General features: G+C 44.3%; 30 protein-coding genes and 1 riboswitch. Of the genes, 5 read left to right on the top strand and 25 right to left on the bottom strand.

The genetic code is table 11. From position 1 onward, the window contains the following. Positions 1 to 12: 12 nt before the first annotated feature. The 11 genes from thiM to ACH6C1_RS14015 form a co-directional block, all read right to left on the bottom strand. Complete coding sequence (gene thiM, locus ACH6C1_RS13965) at positions 13 to 810, bottom strand: hydroxyethylthiazole kinase (RefSeq protein WP_374078004.1); 798 nt, start codon at positions 808 to 810, stop codon at positions 13 to 15. Then, complete coding sequence (gene thiD, locus ACH6C1_RS13970; protein ID WP_374078007.1) at positions 797 to 1633, bottom strand: bifunctional hydroxymethylpyrimidine kinase/phosphomethylpyrimidine kinase; 837 nt, start codon at positions 1631 to 1633, stop codon at positions 797 to 799. The genes thiM and thiD overlap by 14 nt, the downstream gene beginning before the upstream one ends. After that, positions 1626 to 2324, bottom strand: a complete 699-nt coding sequence (gene tenA / locus ACH6C1_RS13975; protein ID WP_374078010.1) for a thiaminase II — start codon at positions 2322 to 2324, stop codon at positions 1626 to 1628. Before tenA ends, thiD begins: the two co-directional genes overlap by 8 nt. A 115-nt stretch (positions 2325 to 2439) precedes the next feature. Then, positions 2440 to 2540, bottom strand: a riboswitch (TPP riboswitch). A gap of 60 nt (positions 2541 to 2600) precedes the next feature. Next, the gene (splB, locus tag ACH6C1_RS13980) at positions 2601 to 3629 is read right to left on the bottom strand and encodes a spore photoproduct lyase (protein WP_095223987.1); all 1029 of its coding nucleotides are present in this window, start codon (positions 3627 to 3629) and stop codon (positions 2601 to 2603) included. Further along, the gene (locus ACH6C1_RS13985) at positions 3622 to 3867 is read right to left on the bottom strand and encodes a transcriptional regulator SplA domain-containing protein (protein ID WP_038557971.1); all 246 of its coding nucleotides are present in this window, start codon (positions 3865 to 3867) and stop codon (positions 3622 to 3624) included. The genes splB and ACH6C1_RS13985 overlap by 8 nt, the downstream gene beginning before the upstream one ends. 188 nt (positions 3868 to 4055) lie before the next feature. Then, positions 4056 to 5180: a methyl-accepting chemotaxis protein gene (locus ACH6C1_RS13990; protein WP_374078600.1), complete on the bottom strand. Its 1125-nt coding sequence runs from the start codon at positions 5178 to 5180 to the stop codon at positions 4056 to 4058. Beyond that, entirely contained in the window at positions 5177 to 5767 is a 591-nt protein-coding gene (locus ACH6C1_RS13995; protein WP_374078015.1) for an MCP four helix bundle domain-containing protein, read from the bottom strand. The genes ACH6C1_RS13990 and ACH6C1_RS13995 overlap by 4 nt, the downstream gene beginning before the upstream one ends. 202 nt (positions 5768 to 5969) lie before the next feature. Continuing rightward, positions 5970 to 7004 (bottom strand): EAL domain-containing protein, encoded by a 1035-nt coding sequence (locus ACH6C1_RS14000; protein WP_374078018.1) that lies wholly within the window; start codon positions 7002 to 7004, stop codon positions 5970 to 5972. Continuing rightward, positions 7001 to 7414 (bottom strand): secondary thiamine-phosphate synthase enzyme YjbQ, encoded by a 414-nt coding sequence (locus tag ACH6C1_RS14005; RefSeq protein ID WP_374078020.1) that lies wholly within the window; start codon positions 7412 to 7414, stop codon positions 7001 to 7003. The genes ACH6C1_RS14000 and ACH6C1_RS14005 overlap by 4 nt, the downstream gene beginning before the upstream one ends. A gap of 131 nt (positions 7415 to 7545) precedes the next feature. Next, entirely contained in the window at positions 7546 to 8010 is a 465-nt protein-coding gene (locus ACH6C1_RS14010) for a flavodoxin (RefSeq protein ID WP_095224082.1), read from the bottom strand. Between the two features lie 78 nt (positions 8011 to 8088). After that, positions 8089 to 8292: a hypothetical protein gene (locus tag ACH6C1_RS14015; protein ID WP_374078022.1), complete on the bottom strand. Its 204-nt coding sequence runs from the start codon at positions 8290 to 8292 to the stop codon at positions 8089 to 8091. A 98-nt stretch (positions 8293 to 8390) separates the two neighbouring features. Between ACH6C1_RS14015 and crcB the strand changes: the two genes are divergently transcribed. Both crcB and ACH6C1_RS14025 read left to right on the top strand, forming a co-directional pair. Next, entirely contained in the window at positions 8391 to 8783 is a 393-nt protein-coding gene (crcB, locus tag ACH6C1_RS14020) for a fluoride efflux transporter CrcB (RefSeq protein WP_374078024.1), read from the top strand. Continuing rightward, positions 8780 to 9124, top strand: a complete 345-nt coding sequence (locus ACH6C1_RS14025) for a fluoride efflux transporter FluC (protein ID WP_374078027.1) — start codon at positions 8780 to 8782, stop codon at positions 9122 to 9124. Before crcB ends, ACH6C1_RS14025 begins: the two co-directional genes overlap by 4 nt. Positions 9125 to 9161: 37 nt before the next feature. Here the strand turns inward: ACH6C1_RS14025 and ACH6C1_RS14030 are convergent, their stop codons facing one another. The 7 genes from ACH6C1_RS14030 to ACH6C1_RS14060 form a co-directional block, all read right to left on the bottom strand. Further along, positions 9162 to 9587 (bottom strand): DUF4064 domain-containing protein, encoded by a 426-nt coding sequence (locus tag ACH6C1_RS14030; protein WP_176465792.1) that lies wholly within the window; start codon positions 9585 to 9587, stop codon positions 9162 to 9164. Between the two features lie 24 nt (positions 9588 to 9611). Continuing rightward, positions 9612 to 10022, bottom strand: coding sequence for a DUF4064 domain-containing protein (locus tag ACH6C1_RS14035; RefSeq protein WP_095223981.1), 411 nt, complete (start codon positions 10020 to 10022; stop codon positions 9612 to 9614). A gap of 26 nt (positions 10023 to 10048) precedes the next feature. Further along, positions 10049 to 10474: a DUF4064 domain-containing protein gene (locus ACH6C1_RS14040; RefSeq protein ID WP_374078031.1), complete on the bottom strand. Its 426-nt coding sequence runs from the start codon at positions 10472 to 10474 to the stop codon at positions 10049 to 10051. A 20-nt stretch (positions 10475 to 10494) separates the two neighbouring features. Beyond that, on the bottom strand, positions 10495 to 11418 hold the full coding sequence (locus tag ACH6C1_RS14045; RefSeq protein ID WP_095223979.1) for an ABC transporter permease: 924 nt from the start codon (positions 11416 to 11418) through the stop codon (positions 10495 to 10497). Next, on the bottom strand, positions 11411 to 12337 hold the full coding sequence (locus ACH6C1_RS14050; protein ID WP_374078033.1) for an ABC transporter ATP-binding protein: 927 nt from the start codon (positions 12335 to 12337) through the stop codon (positions 11411 to 11413). Before ACH6C1_RS14050 ends, ACH6C1_RS14045 begins: the two co-directional genes overlap by 8 nt. A gap of 126 nt (positions 12338 to 12463) precedes the next feature. Further along, positions 12464 to 13828 (bottom strand): processed acidic surface protein, encoded by a 1365-nt coding sequence (locus tag ACH6C1_RS14055; RefSeq protein ID WP_374078035.1) that lies wholly within the window; start codon positions 13826 to 13828, stop codon positions 12464 to 12466. A gap of 153 nt (positions 13829 to 13981) precedes the next feature. Beyond that, positions 13982 to 14488: a GNAT family N-acetyltransferase gene (locus tag ACH6C1_RS14060; RefSeq protein WP_374078038.1), complete on the bottom strand. Its 507-nt coding sequence runs from the start codon at positions 14486 to 14488 to the stop codon at positions 13982 to 13984. Between the two features lie 160 nt (positions 14489 to 14648). Between ACH6C1_RS14060 and ACH6C1_RS14065 the strand changes: the two genes are divergently transcribed. Then, entirely contained in the window at positions 14649 to 15026 is a 378-nt protein-coding gene (locus tag ACH6C1_RS14065) for a hypothetical protein (protein ID WP_095223975.1), read from the top strand. Further along, entirely contained in the window at positions 14975 to 15757 is a 783-nt protein-coding gene (gene yidC / locus ACH6C1_RS14070) for a membrane protein insertase YidC (RefSeq protein WP_374078041.1), read from the top strand. The genes ACH6C1_RS14065 and yidC overlap by 52 nt, the downstream gene beginning before the upstream one ends. A 45-nt stretch (positions 15758 to 15802) precedes the next feature. Here the strand turns inward: yidC and ACH6C1_RS14075 are convergent, their stop codons facing one another. The 7 genes from ACH6C1_RS14075 to ACH6C1_RS14105 form a co-directional block, all read right to left on the bottom strand. Further along, a complete protein-coding gene (locus tag ACH6C1_RS14075) occupies positions 15803 to 16219 on the bottom strand; it encodes an organic hydroperoxide resistance protein (RefSeq protein WP_366248680.1) in 417 nt (138 codons plus the stop codon). 99 nt (positions 16220 to 16318) lie between these two features. Then, on the bottom strand, positions 16319 to 17263 hold the full coding sequence (locus ACH6C1_RS14080) for an ABC transporter permease (protein WP_374078043.1): 945 nt from the start codon (positions 17261 to 17263) through the stop codon (positions 16319 to 16321). Next, positions 17256 to 18176, bottom strand: coding sequence for an ABC transporter ATP-binding protein (locus ACH6C1_RS14085; protein ID WP_095224080.1), 921 nt, complete (start codon positions 18174 to 18176; stop codon positions 17256 to 17258). The genes ACH6C1_RS14080 and ACH6C1_RS14085 overlap by 8 nt, the downstream gene beginning before the upstream one ends. Positions 18177 to 18219: 43 nt before the next feature. Beyond that, positions 18220 to 18909: an ABC transporter ATP-binding protein gene (locus tag ACH6C1_RS14090; protein WP_374078047.1), complete on the bottom strand. Its 690-nt coding sequence runs from the start codon at positions 18907 to 18909 to the stop codon at positions 18220 to 18222. Beyond that, positions 18902 to 19279: a GntR family transcriptional regulator gene (locus ACH6C1_RS14095; protein ID WP_095223970.1), complete on the bottom strand. Its 378-nt coding sequence runs from the start codon at positions 19277 to 19279 to the stop codon at positions 18902 to 18904. Before ACH6C1_RS14095 ends, ACH6C1_RS14090 begins: the two co-directional genes overlap by 8 nt. Positions 19280 to 19282: 3 nt before the next feature. Further along, a complete protein-coding gene (locus ACH6C1_RS14100; protein ID WP_374078049.1) occupies positions 19283 to 20068 on the bottom strand; it encodes a hypothetical protein in 786 nt (261 codons plus the stop codon). Between the two features lie 125 nt (positions 20069 to 20193). Continuing rightward, positions 20194 to 21303, bottom strand: a complete 1110-nt coding sequence (locus tag ACH6C1_RS14105) for a glycerol dehydrogenase (protein ID WP_374078051.1) — start codon at positions 21301 to 21303, stop codon at positions 20194 to 20196. A gap of 155 nt (positions 21304 to 21458) precedes the next feature. On the opposite strand from ACH6C1_RS14105, the gene ACH6C1_RS14110 reads away from it, so the two are divergent. Further along, a complete protein-coding gene (locus ACH6C1_RS14110) occupies positions 21459 to 22361 on the top strand; it encodes an SDR family oxidoreductase (protein WP_095223967.1) in 903 nt (300 codons plus the stop codon). Positions 22362 to 22389: the final 28 nt, after the last annotated feature.

Genomic DNA, 22389 nt, shown 5'->3' on the forward strand with positions numbered 1-22389 from the left:
CTGATTGTTCCTTTATGTTTTCACTTCGAATTGTTCCACCTTCTCCGAATCAATCACCTGATCTCCTAACAAATAAAGCTGATCAAGAAAAGCAACCTGAAAGCTGCCTGGAGCGTTTACTGTCATAGCCGCTTTCTCTGCTGCAATACCATAAAAGGCAAGAGCACCGATGCAAGCTTTCAGTACGTTGTCAGCTGCTCCTGCACATGCCGCTATAACGGCACCGAGCAAGCAGCCAGACCCTGTTATTTTACTTAGCATCTCATGCCCATTAGCTACACTATACGTATGGTTCCCATCTGAAAGGATATCTATTTTACCGGTTGCAATCACAATAGCATCCAATTCCCTGGCCAGCTGCTGCACAATTCTTGGTGAAATACCATCATCGGATCCATCTACACCTTTCACTTTGACAGATGTTCCGCCTAGGACGGATATTTCACCTGCATTACCGCGAATAACAGTGACATCCACCTCCGCCAATATGCGGCGGGCCGTTTCTGTTCTGTACGCTGTGGCACCTATTCCGACGGGATCGAAAATCACTGGTATTCCGAGCCTATTCGCTTCTTTTCCGGCTAGGATCATTGCTTCCACATCCGCTGCGGCAAGTGTGCCGATATTCAATAGCAGCGCCTGTGCATGCTGGACCATCTGCGCGGCTTCTTCCTTTGCTGATGCCATCACAGGAGAAGCTCCGAGTGCGATCAAACCATTCGCCGTAAAGTTAATGACAACCTGATTGGTAATGCAGTGAATCAATGGGTTTCTCTCCCGGACTTGCTTTATCACATCAGTATACTTCATTATGCTGTTCCTCCTGAACTGGCACACCTTGCAGACGGTACCCCCAATGATTTGTCGGACCATTCCCTTTTCCAAGCTGAAGCGAATACGAAATCGCATCTGTCACAAAATCCTTACCGATCCGAACTGCTTCTTGCAGAGATTTCCCTTTAGCCAGTTCTGCGGTTATCGCTGCAGAATACGTGCATCCCGTCCCGTGCGTGTGCTTCGTCTGTATACGTTCTGCTGTGTAGGCTGTGAAGCTATTTCCGTCATAGAGCCAGTCTGACGCAGATGCTCCTTCCATATGACCGCCTTTCATCAGGACAGCTTTAGCCCCATATTCCTGGACAATCATTTTCGCTGCGGTTTTTATGCTATTTTCATCTTCGATACGAATACCCGTGAGTTCCTCTGCTTCCGGTATATTCGGTGTAATCAGGGCAGCGAGTGGAACAAGATGTTTCTTCAATGCATCTCTGGAATCCTCTCCCATGAGTGCATGTCCGCTTTTAGCATACATGACAGGATCCATAACATAGGCAGTCTTTGATTTAATCAAAACGGCAGCGACGCAGCGCATCATCTCTTCTGATGCAATCATCCCCGTTTTTACAGCAGATGGGGTGATATCAGAGAAGATTGATTCCAGCTGCTGTTCAAGAAATTCTACTGGAACATGATGCACTGCCTGTACTCCTGTCGTATTTTGGGCAACGAGGGAGGTGACAACGCTCATTCCGTATACTTCAAGCTCCTGGAAAGTTTTCAAGTCAGCCTGGATTCCAGCCCCTCCCGAAGGGTCTGTTCCTGCAATTGTCAAAGCGCTCCTTATATCAGGCATGAATGGACGCCCCTTTCAATGGGATCATCCAGTCTTGCTGTGTGGCTGCCATCTCCCAAAAATTATACTCCAGCATACAGCTCTTAAGAAAAGCTTTCCGTGCACGTTCCTTTGCAGCCGTTCCCGCTGTCTCGGCCCACTTGTCCAGTCGCTTGCTAAGTTCTGACGTCACATCCGGCATACCGTCTTCCCTGCTGGCATAAAACTGAATCCACTCCTGGAATGGATTGGATTCGTCAGGTGCCTTTGTTTCGATAATATGTGCCGCCAGCGCTTGATACGTCCATGGGCAAGGAAGCAGTGCCGCCATCAGCTCCCCTATATCTCCTTGTACGGCACTGCTCATCATGTGTGAAATATAATGGTCAGCAGCAGGCGGTGGTGTCATCCGCTGCAGATCCTCGTATTGCACACCTGCTGCCTTGCAGAAGACGTTATGCGGATGAATCTCGCTGTGCAGGACAAAATGAATTTGGGACTGATAAAATTCCATCTCTTCTCGGGTTTCGCATTTACTGACTGCCAAACCGTAAATACGGGCAAATGCTGTCAAATACTCATAGTCAGCTTTCACATAATGGATCAATGCCTCACGCGGCACATATCCATTCGCAACTCCTTCTACGAAAGGATGTGCATAGATTGCTTCGAATACCGGGTTTGCTTCTTCTCTCAATTGTGCAGAAAACATGTTTTTCTCCTCCTATTGGAGAAAGCCCCGTCGGAAGGGTGAATGGCGCCGGCCATATAAAAAAGCCGCTCCAGAAGTATGGAGCGACTCGTATAGTCAAGTGTGCAGAAAATACACGAATCCGGCTCCACTTCCCTACGCTGGTGTTAACCAGATCAGGTTCAAAGGGATAAAGATCACTCTTATCTCAGCCAAATGGCACCCCTAGTGGACTTCCTCGAAATTCAATTGTCCTCTTAACTATCACATGCACAGATGCGATTGTCAACCGATGAATCAAGTGAAATATTCAATCCTGGATTGCGGGAACATTTTATAGATTGTGCTTCCTATGACATCCTTTATTTCTTCTTGCTCCTCATTTTGGTAGACGTATTTTCCGATACCATAGCGCCCCCATTTATATTTCCGTTTGCTTTCATCCAGCTCAAGCTTCGACATCGGATAATTTTTCTCGATAACGCGCTTTGCCGGCTTCGTGAATCGATGCTGGATCAATTCGAATGTCAGATTCTTTTTGGCATGTTCAGGCAGGGCTGCTTCCAGATGCTCGAGCATTTCCGGATAGCCCTTCTGCCAGCCGTCATGCAAATAAATCGGAGCGACGATGAATCCAAGCGGATAACCGGCCTCGGCTACTTTCACCGCAGCTTCGATTCGATCCTTCAAACGGGAAGTCCCTGGCTCAAAATATTTGATCACATAATCATCATTGATGCTGAAGCGGAATCGTGTTCGTCCTTGATGGTCAGCGTCCAGCAAATGATCCACATGGGCGAATTTCGTTACAAATCGCAGTTGTCCGTGCTTGGACCGACCGAAATATTCAATTGCATGTTTCAGCGTATGCGTCAGATGGTCGATACCAACGATATCTGACGTACAGGAAGCCTCAAACCGTGTTTCTTCCGGGGCTCTTTCCTGCATGTACTGCTCTGCCGCATCAAATATTTCATCCGTATTCACATACGTACGGATATAAGGTTTGGATCCCATCGTCGTTTGCAGGTAACAATAATGGCAATGCCCCATGCAGCCTGTCGCAAATGGGATAGCGTATTCTGCTGATGGTTTCGATGTATCGAATTTCAGTGTTTTCCGAACGCCGACGACAAGCGTTGATTTGGCAGTACGGTACTTCTGGAAATCATTATCACCAGGCAGGTTCCGAACCTGATTATGGGAAGTTGTCTCGCGTATTTCTACACCCATGTCCCTGAATTTATTCCGCAGCTTCACGCCGAGCGGATACTCTAATGCCCTAGGCTCTATATACACAAGCTGCGGTACAAATGGCTTAACCATAATAGCCTCCATCGGCTAAACCAAAAGCGGATACATATGCTTCTTCCGCCTCTCCGAGATCCTGATAAACCGCCACCTCATCATTGAGCGGATAATAGGTTTCATACACAAACAGAGCCAGTTCCCCTGGCTTTTCCGGGTTATGGACGACCGCAGCCTCTTGTATATTGGCTACTCCCTGTGCATGGGGGTTGCGGATAATTACATAGACGATTTCTCCTGCTTGAAAAGCATCCATTACATTGCCTCCTTTGTACATACTGCGACTAGTATGCACAATTCGGTTACAAACAATGTAAAAAAGTGAACCCTTTTCCAGGAAGTATCCGTCTACTTCTTAGAGGAGGGTTCATATGAAATGGATGATATATGTTTTTCTATTATTAATCTTATCCTTTATTGGTTACTATCTGCTAACCAATTAACTTACACACGGAAACGAGCAATAGCGGTTTGAAGCTCCTCTGCCATAAATGCAAGAGAACTGGATGATGCCGCAATTTCCTGCATGGCAGCCAGCTGCTGTTCTGTTGCAGCTGACACACTTTCGGTCGAAGCTGCTCCTTCTTCTGCGACCTCGTTCACATCCCCAAGTGACATATTGACTGAATCTGTACCAGCAATCATACCTTCCAGAGCAACTCTCACCTCTTTGAATTCATCCACCAAACCTGCTACCGCAGTTTCAATCTGAAGGAAAGAACCGCCCGCTTGATCGACAACTCGTGTACCAGCTTGTACTTCATCCGCTGCATGCTGCATCAGATCGATTGTTTTAGTCGTATCCTGGTGGATAAAGTCAACCAAAGCAGCAATTTGTCCTGCTGCTCCCTTCGTTTCCTCAGCTAACTTGCGCACCTCATCCGCGACTACCGCAAATCCCTTTCCATGCTCTCCAGCCTGTGCTGCCTCGATAGTGGCATTCAGCGCAAGAAGATTGGTCTGTGCGGAGATATCCGTGATAACGCTCGTAATATCACTGATTTCCCGAGATCGTTTGTTCAAACTGTCGATCGACGCAGAAAGCTCCTGCACATGGGAAGTGATAGTTTCCATCTGTTCATTCACATCCTTGATTGCATGTCCTCCCTGGACAGATAGTTCAGATGTCTTCTGCACTGCTTCTTCTACATTTTGGGCGTTTGAAGCCAGCTTGCTCGTATGCTGCCCCATACTGCCCATTGTCCCTGTAGCAGTTGTAACTAGCTCAAGCTGCTGGACTGAACCCTCTGCCAGCTCCTGAATCGTTTTGGCTACATGTTCAGATGAAGAACTGCTTTGTTCCGCACTTGCACTCAGTTCTTCTGCAGATGCAGCCACTTGCTGAGATGTATCATTCACAACTCGGATAATAGACCGCATGCCATCTGCCATAGCATTATAAGAAGCTGTCAGTGCGCCCATCTCATCCTTGGATTGATACGTGCCATCCGAACTGAAATCTCCATCTGCCGCCTTGCCCAATAAAATACGCATCTCTTTCACTGGAGAGACGATAAGCTTCGATATAAGGATTCCTATTGTAATAAGCAGTATTAAGGCTACACCTATGCGCTAGATAAGACTATGGTAGCTAGTCTTACGTCCTCAGTTGCCTGCACATAAGTTTGTTCTGCTTCCTTCGTATTCTGGTCCTGCAGTTCTTGCAGAATATCATTTACTACTGTACGCTGCGGAATCTGTTCTTCTACAAAAAGATTGTATGCATCCTCATTTTGATTTACCAATGCAAATTTCAGCACTCGGTTCCTAATGTCATTTAATTTATTGCGTTCTTTATTATAAGATTCTAAGATTTCTTTTCCTCTTGCTGACATACCGCTGTTTTCCAGTTTTTCTAGTTCTTCCTCTACTTGAGCACTGGACTGTGAAAGCATTTCACTTAACTCGTCATTTCTCGCAGAGTCCTTGTTAAGCATTAATTCCAATACAAACGCATCGTTCGATCTATTATTCACTCGAATCTGACTTATAGACAAGTTAGGGAGAAGCTTCTCCTTGTACATCATTTCGGCATCCTTTGCCATATCCCTGGTATACATTATCCCAGACGTTCCTACAATCCCCAGTGCAATAGCACCAACCAAGATTAAAATAAGCATTTTTGTCCTGATTTTTACATTTTTCAATAATTTCATTCCAGTATCCCCCTGATGATAGCTATTACACAGCTATTTCCCACCGTATAATGACTTTCAATATATCGGCAGGCTTTCCAGAACTTGAAGTTATTTTTAAGAAAATGTAAAATATTTCGATCGATTTCTCTAATAAAGTTTAAAAACCCCGCTATCAATCGTATACATTCCGATTGATAACAGGGTGGTTCTGACGAATCTATTATCTAGTAGGAAACAGCACGTCTTCTGATACAGCTTCGGTGCTCGGTTTCCCGATAAAGTAGCCTTGGGCTAAATCCATTCCAATTTGTTTACAGAAAGAAAGCTCCTCTTGCCTTTCAATACCTTCTGCCAGCACCTGTGTGCCAAGGAGGCGGGCAACGTCCATTACTTTATATAGAAATTCCTGTTTCTGCGTATCGCTGTCGCAGTAAGATATGTATGCTCTGTCAATCTTGACAAAATCGGGCTCCAATTCTTTAAGCAGTTCAAGCGTGGAATAGCCTGCTCCTACATCATCCAGGGCAACCTTCATTCCTTCTTGCTTGTACCGTTTAAAGATACGCTTCAAGCGAGCAACGTCATCCAATTTCTCTGTCTCAACTACTTCAAAAACAAGGTCTTTCGGATCCACTCCATATTGTTCGACTGTATGGAATGTCTGCCTTAGACAGAAGTCAGGATTATAAATGGTTGATGGCAGGAAATTGATGAAGCTTTTTACCCCATCGGGAATAGCTTCCTGTGCCCTTTTTCTGACTGCAGTCTTCCTCGCTCGCTGGTCGAGCATAGAAGTAAGTCCTGCTTCTGCTGCGAAATTAAATAGTGCAGCTGGTGAGACTTCCCGTTTATCTGCCCGCAGCAAATGCTCGAACCCGAATATTTCCTCATTCTTCATGGAAACGATCGGCTGCAGGAAAGACTGGAATGCTCCCTTGTGAATAATGTCTGTGAAATGCGGAAATTGAACACGTTGGAGCAGCTCCTCGACAGATACCATCGGATAGCTATTAGTTACTTTCTTGGCGACGGTACACCTTACACCCGGTATACTTTGACTGCGCAAGGACAGGAGCATCTGCTCTAATTGCTGTAAGCTGAAATATTGGAGAATCGTATATGTATCTTCTTGCCGAGGCGGATTTTCTGATGATGAATTCCTGAATGATTCTGGTGAACGCATCAGCAATTCACCCTTCTCCGGTATATCAAGGACTGTCCCGCACATGGCACATACAGAAAGCTGTTCCATCATACCCCTTCCTTTCCGGATGATAGTACTTGGACTGCATATTTTCTTGTTCTCGGTCCATCAAACTCACAAAAGTAAATACCTTGCCATGTTCCTAATACGAGCTCACCCTCAGAGATTAACACTGTCTGAGCATGTCCGACGGTACTCGTTTTCAAATGTGCTGCCGTATTTCCCTCCGCATGCAAATCCTGTTCTTGTTCCCAAGGATATATCTCCCTGAGCCTGCGAAGAAAATCCCGCTTTACATCGGGATCAGCATTTTCATTAACGGTAATGCCCGCCGTCGTATGCAAAGAAGAGATGACTGCTATTCCTTCTTGGATGCCAATTGATTGGATATAGCGCTGAATAGAGTCAGTAATATCAATCATATCATCGTGGTGCTTTGTATGTATTTGAAATATGTCCATAGTCCTGCCTCCTATCCGTCTCTATACCCGAATTTATTCGACATTATTCTACATATCCCCTTTAAAATTTAAAAAGTTTGTAAACACATTTCTACAAAATAAAAAGCAGTCTGCTTGAAGCAGACTGCTTTTTATAAACTGCGTTCTTTCTCTATTACAGAAGCAAACGAAGCAGCGAATTCCTGACAGTTACGGATATCCTCGTCTTCTGGGGAGAGGTCGACTTTCAGAGTTTCAAGAGCGATTTCCGCTCCGCGCTCCTTGAATTTTTCCTGGAATGTATCAATTGCAGCACCGTAGCTAGCATAGATGGAATCACAGGATCCAAAAAGGGCCACTGGTTTTCCATCCAGTTCAATGTCATCCAACTCATCGTAGAAATCCTCTATTTCATAGGGAATATCTCCATCGCCCCATGTATAGGTACCCATTAAGATACCATCATAATCGGTCATCGTAAAAACGTCTAACTGATCTATATCAATTTGGAGCTTTGTCACTTCGACTCCTTTTTCTTCCAGCGTCTGTTCCATAATGTCAGCCATTTCCTCTGTATTGCCTGACATACTGGTGAATGCTATCAGTACACTTGCCACCTTCATTCACTTCCCTTCATCTGCTCTCATTTTAATTGATAACCATTCTCAATGTCAAATGGAGCATGTCAGGAAGCATCAGTTTCCTTTGACTGCTTGATAAGCAAGTTTGAAATTCTTTTTGGTGTCTTCGCCAAAGAGATTGATATCTCCTTCGAAAATCTGCTCAATTGTGAGGTGATAAGCTTCTTCTACAGAACAGCCGCGCGTATTCATCAGCAGGCGAAAGTAGGATAAGAAATATTCCTCACTTAAAACCGCCGCATTTTTCATCATAATCATACTACCTTTCCTTCTGAATCCGTCCTGCTAGCGTAACACAGATAATGGGGTATAATACAGGCATACAGCATTATATGCGGGCAAAGAAGGTTTTGTGTATGAAAATGTATCTCGCAATTGGCTGCGGCGGCAGTTTTGGTGCCCTTCTCCGTTATCTTATTGGATCATTGGTACCGCAGACTGGTAATTTTCCAACAGGGACGCTTTGCATCAATATGATAGGATGTTTCGCTATGGGTTATATGACTAACTTTGTGAAAAGGCGCTACTTTGCAGATAAACCTGCTCTAGCTAAAGCATTGACAACAGGCATGATCGGAGCATTTACAACTTTTTCGACTGTCAGCCTGGAAACAGCTCTTCTCATCCAAGATGGCATGACACATATTGGCTTGGTGTATCTCGTTTGTAGTACAACAGGCGGAATAGCAGCACTGCTCATTGGTCTTCGACTTTCGCCGAATCAAGTCATAAAGGAGCAGTCATTATGAGTCTTATCATGGTACTTGCAGGCGGCTGGCTTGGAGCAATTTCTCGTTACGAAATAAGCAGACGAGTCGAAACATTTTGGAGGAACAACTTCCCTCTAAGTACCTTCCTGATTAACATTATGGGTTCCTTCCTAATCGGACTCGTGCTCCAAGCAGATTGGGGAGCGGGCTGGTATAACTTCCTCGCCGTTGGATTTCTCGGCTCATTTACGACCTTCTCCACTTTTTTCTTGGAGATTGTTCAACTGGGCAGCAGAAGGAAAATAGCCATGGCTCTCGGTTACTTGCTATGCAGCTATATAAGCGGCATACTGCTTGCTTTCCTAGCATTATCCATTTAAAAAGGAGCACTGCCAATGGCAGTACCCCTTTATGGATTCAGTAACTCTCTATTGTATTTTCATTTGTATCAATGGGCTTGCGGACTATTGCCAAGATACCCGCAACCAGATAGAGAATCGCTGGAATAATTGCAACGAATAATGTCAGGAATGTTATCAAAACCGCAGCAACGATGAAGATCACGCCAGAAGCTATGGCACTGCTGTTACGGCGCAAAAGCAAGATACCTACCACACCAAGGATGGCTCCGATCACACAAACGATGACATAGAACCAACCTAAACCATCGACAAAATTGCTGGCTAATGCTGCATCTTCAGCAGTGATAGTCGGATCATTCTTTATCTCTTCATTGATGGAATTACCCGCTACACCCATGAACAATCCAACAAGAATAGCACCCAAGACATTAAATACTACCCCTATAATTCCTAAGACTAACTCCGCAGTACGTTTGATCAACCGTTTTCCCTCTTTCTCTCTTAGTTATCTGATTTCATCCGCTGGTCTTCTCGCCAGCACCATAACACCCGCAATAATATAAACCATTCCGCCGATAAAGCCCGATAGGAAAGTACCGATAGAACCTACCAATGCCACGATTATAAGCATGATACCAAGGCCAGTCTGTTTACGATCCGTCTTCAGCTTAACTGCTGCCACAATACCTAAGATGGCACTAATGACACTCACGATTATGACAAAGATTCCAATGGAGCCTGCGATATCGGCAATCATACCAGTATCAACTGTTTGATCAACTCCGCTTTCGAGTATCTGATCGCGAGCAGCCTCAGGATCGTATGTAGCTACCTGAACTGTTGTCATGACCGCAGTAATGAGGAAGACAATTGCACCAATGATGGCAAGTACCTTCTCCGCTGTTCGTTTCAACATGTCAAACCTCCTTCCTGCGTTACTTCTTAATACGTTTCTCCTCTATCATTATATTGCTCAACAGGCTTTCGCACAATCGCCATGATACCTGCGATCAAATAAAGGATGCCGCTGATGAAACCTGTGAAGACAGTTAGTATTGTACCTAGTACGGCAGTTATAATGAGCAAAATGCCTGCACCCTTTGCCTGTCTGTCAGGCTTAAGCATGCGCAAGGAAACAAATCCGAGGATGGCGCAAATGATATAAACAACGAGGAACCAGATCGAGATTCCGCCAACCAAATCTGTAACCAAAGATATTTCCTCTTGCGAATAACCCATACCTGAAAGCTGATTAGCAGTGGATGAATCCGAGGCACCCCCTAACCCGATTGCTGTTGTAACTGCGGAAATGAGAAATATTACTGCCCCAATGATTACTAACACTTTTTCTGCTGTTCTTTTTACCATTTCAATTCCCCTCTCTTATTTTAATGACCTGCTACATCGCGTTTGGCGAACAATACCCATCCTACGACTAAAAAGATAAGATAATACACAATTATAGTCACAATCGCGAATGTAAGCGTTAAATCATCAATTAATTTCATACCCGTTGTAAACTGAGTCAAATCCAGATTCGAAAATAAGACATACTTCGCAAATGGCTTATCGTAAATGAATGGAATAACCGAGCTGCCGACAAACATTAGGAAGATGGCTGTTCCGATTGCCAAGGCTCCATTTCGGAATGCCGCGGAAATCATGAAGGCGAATGTTGCCCATACGACCAGCTTCACCAGCTGCAGGCCATAGTCCTGTGCTATTCGGGTCCACACAGAGATCTCAACGACTTCCCCATCTTTCACTTGCAGCATGGAACCGTCGCCCCCAAGACCAAAGAACAACATTCCGAATAACCAAGAGAAGACAAATAATACAATCAATGCAGTCAAAGCAAAAAGCAATACACTTGTATATTTAGCAAAGAAAATCTTCGTCCTTGTCGCCGGACGAATCAATAAGAGCTTTATTGTTCCCCAGCGGTATTCATTTGCTATTATTCCGCCAGCTACTATGATTGTCAGCAAGCTGAGCACACTGGTTAGGAAATTACCCTGGTAAAGGAATTCCCAAGCCGTCATGCCTTCAGGTTTCAAATCATTCTCTATCCGGTAGTTATTGATTAAGATATTTGAATCTGCCGGGTCGAATTCCGCAAGTGATTCGTTCTCTTCTTGCAATTGCTGCTTCCATGTCGCATCATCATAATCCGATACAAATCCATCTGCTGTCCGCATCAGAATAGCGAAGCCTAGTACTACCACTATAAGAATGCCAAGCATGATCCACGTCGACAGCTGGCTGTACAGCTTCGTTTGCTCGTTTCGAACAAGCTGGAAAAAGTTACTCAATGACATTCTCTCCAATCACATGTAAGAATTTATCCTCTAGTGTCTTCCGTTCCACTGCAAAACCATACAGCTCGATATCGGCGACAGCCAGTGCTCTAATGATGGATGGAATTTCTTCCCGCGTTATCGGAAATGCCAATTTCTCACCGCTCGCCATTGCAGTGATTCCGAATTTCTCCTGCAAGAGACGCTGTGCTTTTTCGTGAAAGGCAGCCGGACAATCAATTTGCACGACTTCTGCTGGTGTGTCCTCTTCAATATTTTGGATTTGCTGGATGGAAATAAGTTCCCCATTCTTCAAAATACCGATCCGGTCACACATCAGCTCCATTTCCGAAAGCAAATGACTGGAGACAATGACTGCAACATTCTCTTGTTCTGCTAATCTGCGGATATACTGACGGATTTCTCGGATACCTGATGGGTCCAAACCATTCGTCGGCTCATCCAATATCAAAATGGACGGGTTATGTAATAATGCCTGTGCAATGCCAAGCCGCTGCCTCATACCTAAGGAATACCTCTTCACTTTCTGATGAATGCGCTTCTCCAATCCTACGAGTTTCACTACTTCATCAATGCGGTCCTTTGATATCCCGGGAATCATCCTAGAAAATACAAGCAAATTCTTGTATCCGGACATGAACCCATATAATTCCGGATTCTCGACAATTGCTCCAACATGGCGGATTGCCTCTTTATAGTCCGTCTTGATGCTTTTTCCTTGTATCCGCACGTCGCCTTCTGATATACGAATCAAGCCTACCATCATCCGAATTGTCGTTGTCTTACCTGCTCCGTTTGGTCCGAGGAATCCGAATACCTCACCCGGCTGAATGTCGAAGTCCAAACCCTTCACAATCAGTTTCGATCCGATTTGCTTCTTCAGACCAATCAGCTGCATTGCCGGTTCTGTCATCTCGTTCGCCCTTTCCCTGTAACAATTTTGTTATTTCCATAATATGTACGGAGCACCTTGTCAGATTGTTTCACTTTTTATATAGAAAAAGCACCGCGAATTAAATGATTCGTGGTGCTTCCATTATTAATTACTATGTTTCTTCCGTCGGTTCCATGCGTATAGTACTGCACCAGCAGCCATCAATACTGCACCGGCCACTAGAATATTGCCAACAGGAGAAGCTGTATCCGGAAGACGTTTGCCTTCTTCTTTCACTGTCTCCGTCGCAGTCTTCGTTGGTGTGACTGTTACTTTCTCTTTTAATACAGGTGCTTCGTGCTTATGTTCTGATTCAGAAGGTTTTTCTTGTACAGGTAATTCTACTGCTGGAGCACCTGTGAGCAAATCAGAACCAAACAATTCGCCAGTTATAGTAAAGTTCAATAGGTGATTGCCCTGTAAGTCAAACAAATCTACAAGCAAAATACGATTCTCGAGATCTGTTACTTTCAGTAGTTCTTCAAACGTTACAGGTGTTTTCGTATTGCCATCAACCAGATAGAATTCAGCTTTCATTTGGAAAAGATTCATCAAATCATTCCATATCGAGATGAGTTCTTTCCCTTGCTCTTCCGTTAATTCTGTGGAAGTTTCAAAGTCTCCCAATGCTTCTGCGCGAAGTGCAATATCTTCCAGACCAGAAATGAATGCTTCCGGATCGCTCAATACAACACTTTCCAGATGATCATAAGCTCGGAAAAACTCGTCCTGGCTTACTCCGATAAGATCAAGGAAAGAACTCAGCATTTCCCAATAATCCTCGCGGGAGAACTCATAATAACCCGATTCTTCATAAACGAAATCCATAAGCTCTTCATAGCTTGAGAAATCTTCCAGCTTCACACCGTTATCCGCAAGCAGCTGGTCAAATTCCTCCTGGCTCAATTCTACTTCCTGCAATAAGAAATACAATGATACCCCGTTTATTTCGTTGTAAATCACTTCATTTAATTCTTCCATAGTTCCATAGCTGTATAAATCCAATCCATTCGCAGCGAACAAATCAGCCAATTCTTTTTCTGTGAGACCTACTTCTGCTGCTAGTTCCTGTAGATTTTGCGAAGTAGCAGGATAACCCATTACCCAGGACAGATCTTCATAAAGTAAAATATCTTCTGCAGTATAATCTGTCAAACCCATTGCTTTCAAACTTGCATTTATATCTTCAATTGTATAACCAGTCTCTTTCAAGAAAGACTGTAAATTTTCTTTTGTTACCGGCTCTCCAAGCCAATCACGCAATTCATCGATCGAACTTGGTTCAAAATCTTCAATTGTCCCCCATTCAAAATCTACCAGATAGCGGTTCAAACCTTCCACATCTGTACCTAGCTCAGCCGCGTAGGCTTCAAGGTCTTTTTGTTTAATAGCAGCAGAAGCCGTCTGTGGTGCTACTACTTGCAGGCAAAGCAAAACCATGATTATTCCAACCAATAGCTTCTTTGTCACGTATGTATCCTCCTGGAAATATATTTATCTAATTCCAGATTATTATAAATGGCATAAAAGAGCTTGGCTACATAAATATTTACAAATATTTAACTTTTTTTCTTGACACAGAAAAGCCCCTCTGTACGAGGGGTCAATTCGACAATTATCTACTTATTTCAATGATATTCCCATTCGTTTTGAGCGTGTCTGCATGCCCATCTTGACGTAGAAATCTTCTGCACGGTTGTTAAAATTCCACACATTCAGCTCTATTTCTGATGCCCCTATCTTTTTCCCATGGCGCTTGATTTTTTCAAATAGATGTCCTCCGATTCCTTTGCCGCGCATATCGGAACGCACACAGAATTCTTCAATGAAAATATGTGCCTTGTGAGAGATTGTCTCGTTCGTCACCCGTATCGTAGCAAAAGCCATAACTTCCTTTGCTTTTTCCACTAAGAATACTTTCTTATTATCCAAGTATATATTGCTTTCAAAAACGTGGTGGTCAAGCGGTTCTGCCTTCTTGGCAAAATGCTCCGGCTGATTTGTATAATGCGTATTGTATAATTCCTTGTACAGAACAGCGACTTGGTCATAATCCGAGACCTTTGCTTCGCGTATCTTGAACATCGGTTTCACCTCTGCAGCTTGTAGTCTTGTTAACCAGTTTATCATGTTCGTCCCCCTCCGTCATAAAACTGTTCAAATAAACCGCTGTTAGCAGAGAAAACGCTTCTCTTAGCCATTTCTCCAAACGAAACGAAAATCCCTGCGCAGTTTTGACAAGTTTCTAGAACTATAGGAAAATAGAAGGAACGAAAGGAGGTGTATACAGATGCTGTATGCTTTTTGGAATATATTCGCGGATGATTTTACGTCGTTGGTCTTTTATATCGGGCTGACGATGACTTTTATCCTGGCACATAGAGCAACAACGAAAGTTACGAGTCGTTTTCGTACTAGTGATGCGATGCAATGGCAGCATGTCTGCACGTTAGACAGCTGGCAATCGCATACTCCTACTGCCGTTTCTTACAGCAGGCCGATCGTCCATTGGCTCGCCCGCACTACCATGCGGAAAGACGGTCCGGATGATGATGGCGAAGCAGCTTCTTGTTTGTATCCAGATAACCAATCGATACAACAAGGAGGAAAAACAAATTGCAACGCACATCTGTATCCACATTCTTTAAAAAGTACGGTATTATCTTAAGCTCCATAGGTCTGATAGTTTTGCTGGCAGGATGCCAAAGCAGCAGCGGAGGCGCAACTAGTGAAGGATGGTTCAACCATTACTTCATCAGTCCTTTCTCTTACTTGATCAAATGGATTGCTGGCAATTTCAATGACGATTACGGAATCAGTGTCATCTTGATCACGTTGGCGGTACGACTCATCCTGATGCCTTTCATGCTGATGCAGCTCAAGAAGAGTTATGAAACACAGGAGAAAATGAAGCTATTCAAGCCAGAGCTTGATGCTTTGCAGGCAAAATATAAAAACAAAACCGATGTTGAGTCGAAACAGAAGCAGCAGCAGGAAATGATGGAGTTGTATCGTAAACACGGCATGAATCCATTTTCCGCGATGGGCTGTCTGCCGCTTTTGATTCAGATGCCTTTCCTGATCGGCTTCTATTCAGCTATTCGAAATACACCCGAAATCGCGACGCACGATTTCCTCTGGTTTAATCTTGGAACACCGGATATCGCCCTCATGGTTATTGCGATGGCAGTTTATTGGCTGCAATATCGTGTTTCTCAAATCGGCGTTGATCCAGCCAGAAGACAGCAAGCCCGTATGATCGGTATCATTTCTCCGCTCATGATTGGTTTTATCTCTTTCAGCTCACCAGCTGTACTTCCGCTGTACTGGGCGGTCGGCGGTCTGTTCGTCATCTGTCAGACATTGCTGGCAAAGTTTTTATTCCAACGCAAAAAATGAGCATAGAAAAACCACTTCCCAGATAGGAAGTGGTTTTTTTGCTTGTTATTCTACAACGTTCACTTTCAAATCTACATCGATGTTGCCGCGAGTCGCTTTGGAGTAAGGGCAGAACTGATGCGTCTTTTCTAATAGATCTTCCGCTTCTTCCTGAGAAACACCTTTAACATCTACAGTGATAGCAGCTGCGATTTTAAATCCATCGCCATCTTTCAGTAGGCTGACATCAACAGAAGTTTCCGTCTCAACGCGTTTGCGCTCAGCTCTTGCTACATGGTTGAATGCTCCATCGAAGCATGCAGAGTAACCAGCAGCGAATAGCTGCTCCGGATTGGAACCTACGCTATCCTTTTTGCTTCCTGGTTGGACAAGATCAAGATCGATCAAACCATCATCAGATTTTACATGTCCTTCACGACCGCCAGTTGCTTTTGCGTGAGATGTGAATAATACGTCACTCATGTTAATTCACTCCTATTTCGTTTGTTAGTTTTAAAAAGCTGCATACAGTATTACTACTTCCTTTTTACCGTTATTTTAAACATAAAGCAACTGAAGTGCTTAAGCTGTAACGTCTCGTTTCATGAAACTGAACCAAGTTATGCAAGTGATGATGACAAAATAGATTGCCATTACCGCAACTGAGAAGCCCAGTGTCATGCCGTCGACGATTGGTGTATTACCTGGGTTATATACTGTCAGATCCACGTTATTGAATAAGATATACTTCGACCATTCATATCTGGAAAGTATGAAACTGATGGTCGGGAAGAACATGGAAATGAAGATGGAAAATCCAATTGCCAAGGCTGTGTTACGGAAGATGGTAGATAGAGCAAATGCAATAGTTGCATAGATGAATGTTTGGACAAAGTTCAGTCCGTAATCTCTCATGGTAGAAGCCAATATATTATTCGTCACAGCTTCTCCATTATCAAAAATCACACTTTTCGCGTCAAATCCATTGAATCCGAAGAATAGACCGCCGACAATAAAGGAAAATCCAATAAAGAATACAAAGAAGATAACTGTTGTGATGAACATACTTACATACTTGGAAGTTAACACACTGAAACGGGAAGGCGTCTTAGTAAGTAATAGTTTGATTGTCCCTGTACCGAATTCAGTGGAAACAAGTCCGCCTGCAATGATAGCGATGAACAGAATCAGAAACGGTGCACAGTAGTACATGACACTTTCCATATAAGCAGCAAGTGAATCACTTTGAACTGGTGCGATATCCTGATCCAGCTGGTATTGCATTGCAGCCATATCCTGTTGTGCAGCTGCTGCATCCACATCGCCATTTTCAACTTGCTTCTGCAGATCCTGTATCTGCTGCTCTGTATCTGCTCGCCAGTCTCCGCTGCTGTCCTCAGCGTAATACGCTGTAAAAGCTGCAATCGTAATCAGCAAAGCAGCCGCAATTCCCACCATGATCCACGTTGATAGACGACGGAATGTTTTCATATGTTCATTTCGCACCAACCCGATGAATTTAGACAATTTCCTTCCCTCCAGTCAATTCCAGGAATGTATCTTCTAATGTCTTTGTTTCTGCTTGGATACCGTAAATGCTGATTCCTTCCTTAGCAAGCTTTGCAGCAGCTGCTGGAATTTCATCACGCGTCAGCTCGACAAAGACTTGTTTATCCTTGATCTGCGGTTGCTTGCTGCCCATATCACGGAGGACAGCTCCAGCTTGTTCCAATGGTTCGACTTGGAAGCTGACCATTTGTGTCTGCTCACTCGACATCTCGTGAACTTGCTGCACTCCGAGCATTTTACCCTGCTGCAAGACCCCGATTCGATCACACATCAATTCCATCTCGCTCAGCAAATGGCTGGATACGATAACGGCAAGGCCTTCTTTTTCAGCAAGATTGCGGATATAATGACGCATCTCCCGAATCCCAGCCGGATCCAATCCATTCGTGGGTTCATCCAGGATAAGTACATCCGGACGATGCAGCAGGGCCTGTGCGATACCGAGACGTTGTCTCATCCCGAGGGAATATGTTTTCACCTTATCGTTGATCCGATTCTTCAAGCCTACAAGCTCGATAACCTCATCGATCCGATTCTTATCTACGCCATCACTCATCCTCGCAAAATGCACAAGATTCAGATAACCGGAAAGATACTTATACATCTCCGGATTCTCGACGATGGCACCGATATGTTTCATAGCTGCACCATGGGATGTTTTGATACTATTGCCTTTGATAAGAATGTCTCCATCCGTGATGCCCATCAGTCCGACAATCATCCGGATTGTTGTTGTTTTACCGGCCCCGTTCGGCCCTAGAAAGCCGAACACCTCACCGGGATAGATGGAAAAATTGATACGGTCGATGATTTTTCGGCCGCGAATCACTTTGGTAACCTGCTTTATTTCTACTGCTGGCTGTTTTTGCATGCTTTTTCGCTCCTTTGCTTGTAATAAAAGTTGAAGTGCTTCTTTACTCATAGATCGAGCTCATCCATTCCAATATGCCCTTCTGCTCATCGTAGCGCAGTTCTTCTACATTCCTGTGATCCACCAGCTCACCATCTTTGATTGCAATCACTTCATCAAGAATCATTTCAACTTCCATGATTTGATGCGTGGAAAGGAGAACAAGCTGATTCTCCGTGTCTACAAATGTGATCAGACCTTTTACAATGGAGTCCCGCACAAGCGGGTCCAACCCGGAAAGCGGCTCATCCATCAAGAGGATAGGCACTTCCCTGGACAATGTGAGAATGATTTTAAGCCTGCCGCGATTCCCCTTGGACAGATGTTTTACCTTTGTATTGGCATCAAGATTCATATATGCACGAATTTCCTCTGCCTTTTCTTTATTGAAATCAGGAAATTGCGTCGCAAAGAAATCAATTGTCTGCTGGACAGTATAGAAGGTATAATACTCATCCAGCTCAGACAGATAACTCACCTTCGACGCTATCCGGCGCGTCACTTTCTTACCATCCAGTTCCACAGATCCCTTGGTCGGATTAATCAGTCCGGCAATCAGCTTCATCGTTGTTGATTTACCTGCTCCGTTCAGCCCGACCAGGCCTATGATTTTGCCTTTATCGAGCTTTAAATTCACGTCTCGCAATGCTGTTTTTGTCATATACCGTTTCGTCACATTCTTAAATTCAATCATTCACTGCTCCTCCTTCCAGATAGGTTTGCAGGCCTTTTGTGATCTCATCGTTCTCATAGCCCATATCATGCATGACTTGGATGAAATTCTGTATTTGTTCTTGCTTCAGCTTCTCACGTATAGAAAGGAGAATATCTTCATTTTCCGTAACGAATGTTCCTTGCCCTCTGCGTGATTCCACGATTCCCGATGCCTCCAGTTCGCGGTACGTCCGTTGTACCGTATTCGGATTTACTTTCGATGCAACTGCCGTTTCCCGTACGGAAGGCAGCTTGTCGCCAGGCTTCAGCTCGCCGCTGACAATTTGTCTATTCAGCCTATCTGCCAGCTGCAGATATATGGGCTGGGATGATTGAAATGTATCGGTCATACTCTACACCTCTACTTTTTTGTCTAATAACCAGGATGCGATGAAATAGATGATAAGAATGGTGATCAGTTCAATGACGTAGTTACCAGCATAGATGAAAGTGTCTTCACCTTGAAAATTGACTATTGCTTCCCTAATACTAATGTCGAATTGAAGTGAATTAGCGACAAAGCCTAAGTCGATTCTTCCCCATTCTGAAATAGCTGCATAAATTTTTGAATTCCCTATGAGACCGAAGAAAAGATAAGCGAATACCCACCATCCGATGAAAACCACTGTTCCGCTAAGGAATGCCGGCATGTATCTTTCCAATAACAGGAATACAACATATGCAAGAATGACATATACAGAAAAATCTATTGCGAACATAACTACATGCACGAAGGCAATCAAACCAATCTTGAACCACGTGCCCTCTGAGAACTCTACAAAGTGCAAACCTCCCACATATGCTGCAATACTTACGACAAGCAATGAAATGATCATGTAAACTGTGCCTGTTACTAACTTCGCTGCGAGAAGCCCCGAGGCATGCATCGGATTGTGAAGCCAGAGATGCAACCTTTTTCTCTCCACCGCGAGACTGTAAAGCATGTAGATTGCCATGAAGAAAAAGTGTCCGCCGCCCCAGGCTAATCCGATGATTCCAACACCATCCCAAGCATACCCAAAGCGATAGGTACTGACGGTAACTATAACCAAGCCGACAAGGAATAGTACGATTGCCAAAAGTAAAATTGGCAATCCGACACGAAATTCCTTCTTTACTAATGCTAGCCAAGCTTTCATGAAATAAACCCTCCTGATGTATTACTGTATTAATAACATAGTACACTAGTACAGAAATACACGTCAATGGGCAAAAGAAAAAAGCTGGAACATTTTTTCCTGTTCCAGCTTTTTATCTTTGTTAATCAGGCTTCGTAGCCAATCAACTCTTTATATGCTTTTGCGTATTGATCTGCTGCTTTAATGGCATCTACGACTTGATCTGCTGTAATGGTACCAGGCAGGTTATGAATCGATTCACCTTCCTGCACTGCAAGCTCGGCAACCTTCAGTAAGTCTTCATCCGAAACATCCTTAAGTTTGATGTCTTCCAGTGTAACTGGGAGACCGAGGGAAAGGTAGAAATCAATGTACGTGTTGATTTCATCAAGTGTACGATCCTCGAGCGCAAGCTGTGTCAGCGTACCAAATGCAACCTTTTCACCATGGGTAAGGCTATGAATCTCACCATGCAGCGCGGTGAAGCCATTATGGATGGCGTGTGCCGCACCTAGTCCGCCGCTCTCAAACCCAAGTCCGCTAAGCAGTGTATTTGCTTCGACAACCGCTTCCAAAGCAGGTGTAACGATTTGTCGTTTGTTGGCCTCATAAGCAAGCAGTCCGTATTCGAAGAGAACTTCTTCCGCTTTTTCTGCAATCGCTTGTCCAGCAATCGTAGCCAGTCCGCCAGCCATGTTTTTGCCGCGTCCCTCGATAGAAGCACGTGCTTCCACCCACGTAGCCATTGCATCTGCAATTCCGGAAGCCAGGAAACGAGGTGGTGCCTGCGCGATGATCTTTGTGTCGACAAGGACAAGGTCCGGGTTTTTGTCGTAGAACTTATAGCTTTCGAATGTTCCTTCCTCAGAGTAGATAACACTCAATCCGCTCGTAGGAGCATCAGTTGATGCTGTTGTCGGCAGGATCACCACACCAACTTTCAGCTCGTCTGCTACTGCTTTTGCAGTATCAAGTGTCTTTCCGCCTCCGATACCGATGACAACATTACTTTCCTTCCCATCAGCAGCAATACGCTTGATTTCTTCTGTTGATGCTTCTCCGCCGAATACGGTCTTCTTCGTTTGGATACCGCTCTGCTCCAGATTCTCAAGCACTGTATTTCCCGCCAAGTCCCAGACAAATTCATCTGCAAGGACAAGGGCATTGTCCCCGATTTTTTTCACATACTCCCCAGCTTTCTGAAGTACACCCTTTCCTTGAACATACCGGCTTGGACTGATAAATACTTTTTCCATGAATAAGACCCCTTTCCAACTCGTATTAAATCACATTCTGAATCCTTTTCCCCTTCTGTTCTGTTTCCTAACGTAAAATTCCTCTTTTTTGGCAAATCAAGAGCATCTTTTGCATATATTTCATTTGGAGCCACGTATGAAGAGGAGGACAAGAATTGACGCAGCAGCAATATAGCAAAAACCGGCCGGTCCAACCCGGCACGAACTTTTACTTTCCGCCTCAGCACCAAGACCAGCAGCCCGGAATAGAGGGGCTGATGCGGCCAAAGCCAATTATTGAGACAGACACCTATAAAGGTTCAGGAAAGCTGAAAGGAAAGACAGCAATCATCACTGGAGGGGACAGCGGAATTGGTGCAGCCGCTGCCATCGCTTTTGCCAAGGAAGGTGCCGACATTGTTATTGCCTACTATTATGAATATGAAAACGAAGATGCCAGACGGACTAAGAACCGGATAGAACAGCTTGGGCAGCGCTGCACACTGATTGTCGGTGATTTGCGGAGCGAAGCACATTGCCAGGCTGTTATCTCCCATACAATCGACACTTATGGAAAATTGGATATTCTCGTAAATAATCATGGTGTCCAATTCCCTCAGGATTCGCTGACCGATATCTCTACCGCTCAATGGGATGCAACATTCCACACAAATATTTTTGCTTTCTTCTATCTGACAAAAGCTGCACTGCCGCATCTGAAAAGAGGAAGCACGATTGTTAATACAACATCAGTGACTGCGTATGAAGGAAAACCAGATCTGATTGATTATGTTTGCACAAAAGGTGCTATTGTTGGTTTCACGAGAGCGTTATCCCAAAATCTTGCAACACAAGGGATCAGAGTGAATGGCGTCGCGCCGGGGCCAATTTGGACACCACTCATTCCTTCCAGTTTCTCAGCAGCGGATGTTGCCACATTCGGGCAGGATGTACCAATGAAACGTGCCGGTCAGCCTTATGAGCTTGCTCCAGCCTATGTTTACCTAGCTTCTGAAGATTCCTCTTATGTAACTGGTCAGATCATTCATGTGAACGGCGGTACGATGGTAAGCTCCTAAAAAAGAGCCTGCGCATATTTGCGCAGGC

This window comes from Terribacillus sp. JSM ZJ617 (assembly GCF_044383785.1).
Taxonomy (GTDB): Bacteria; Bacillota; Bacilli; order Bacillales; family Amphibacillaceae; genus Terribacillus.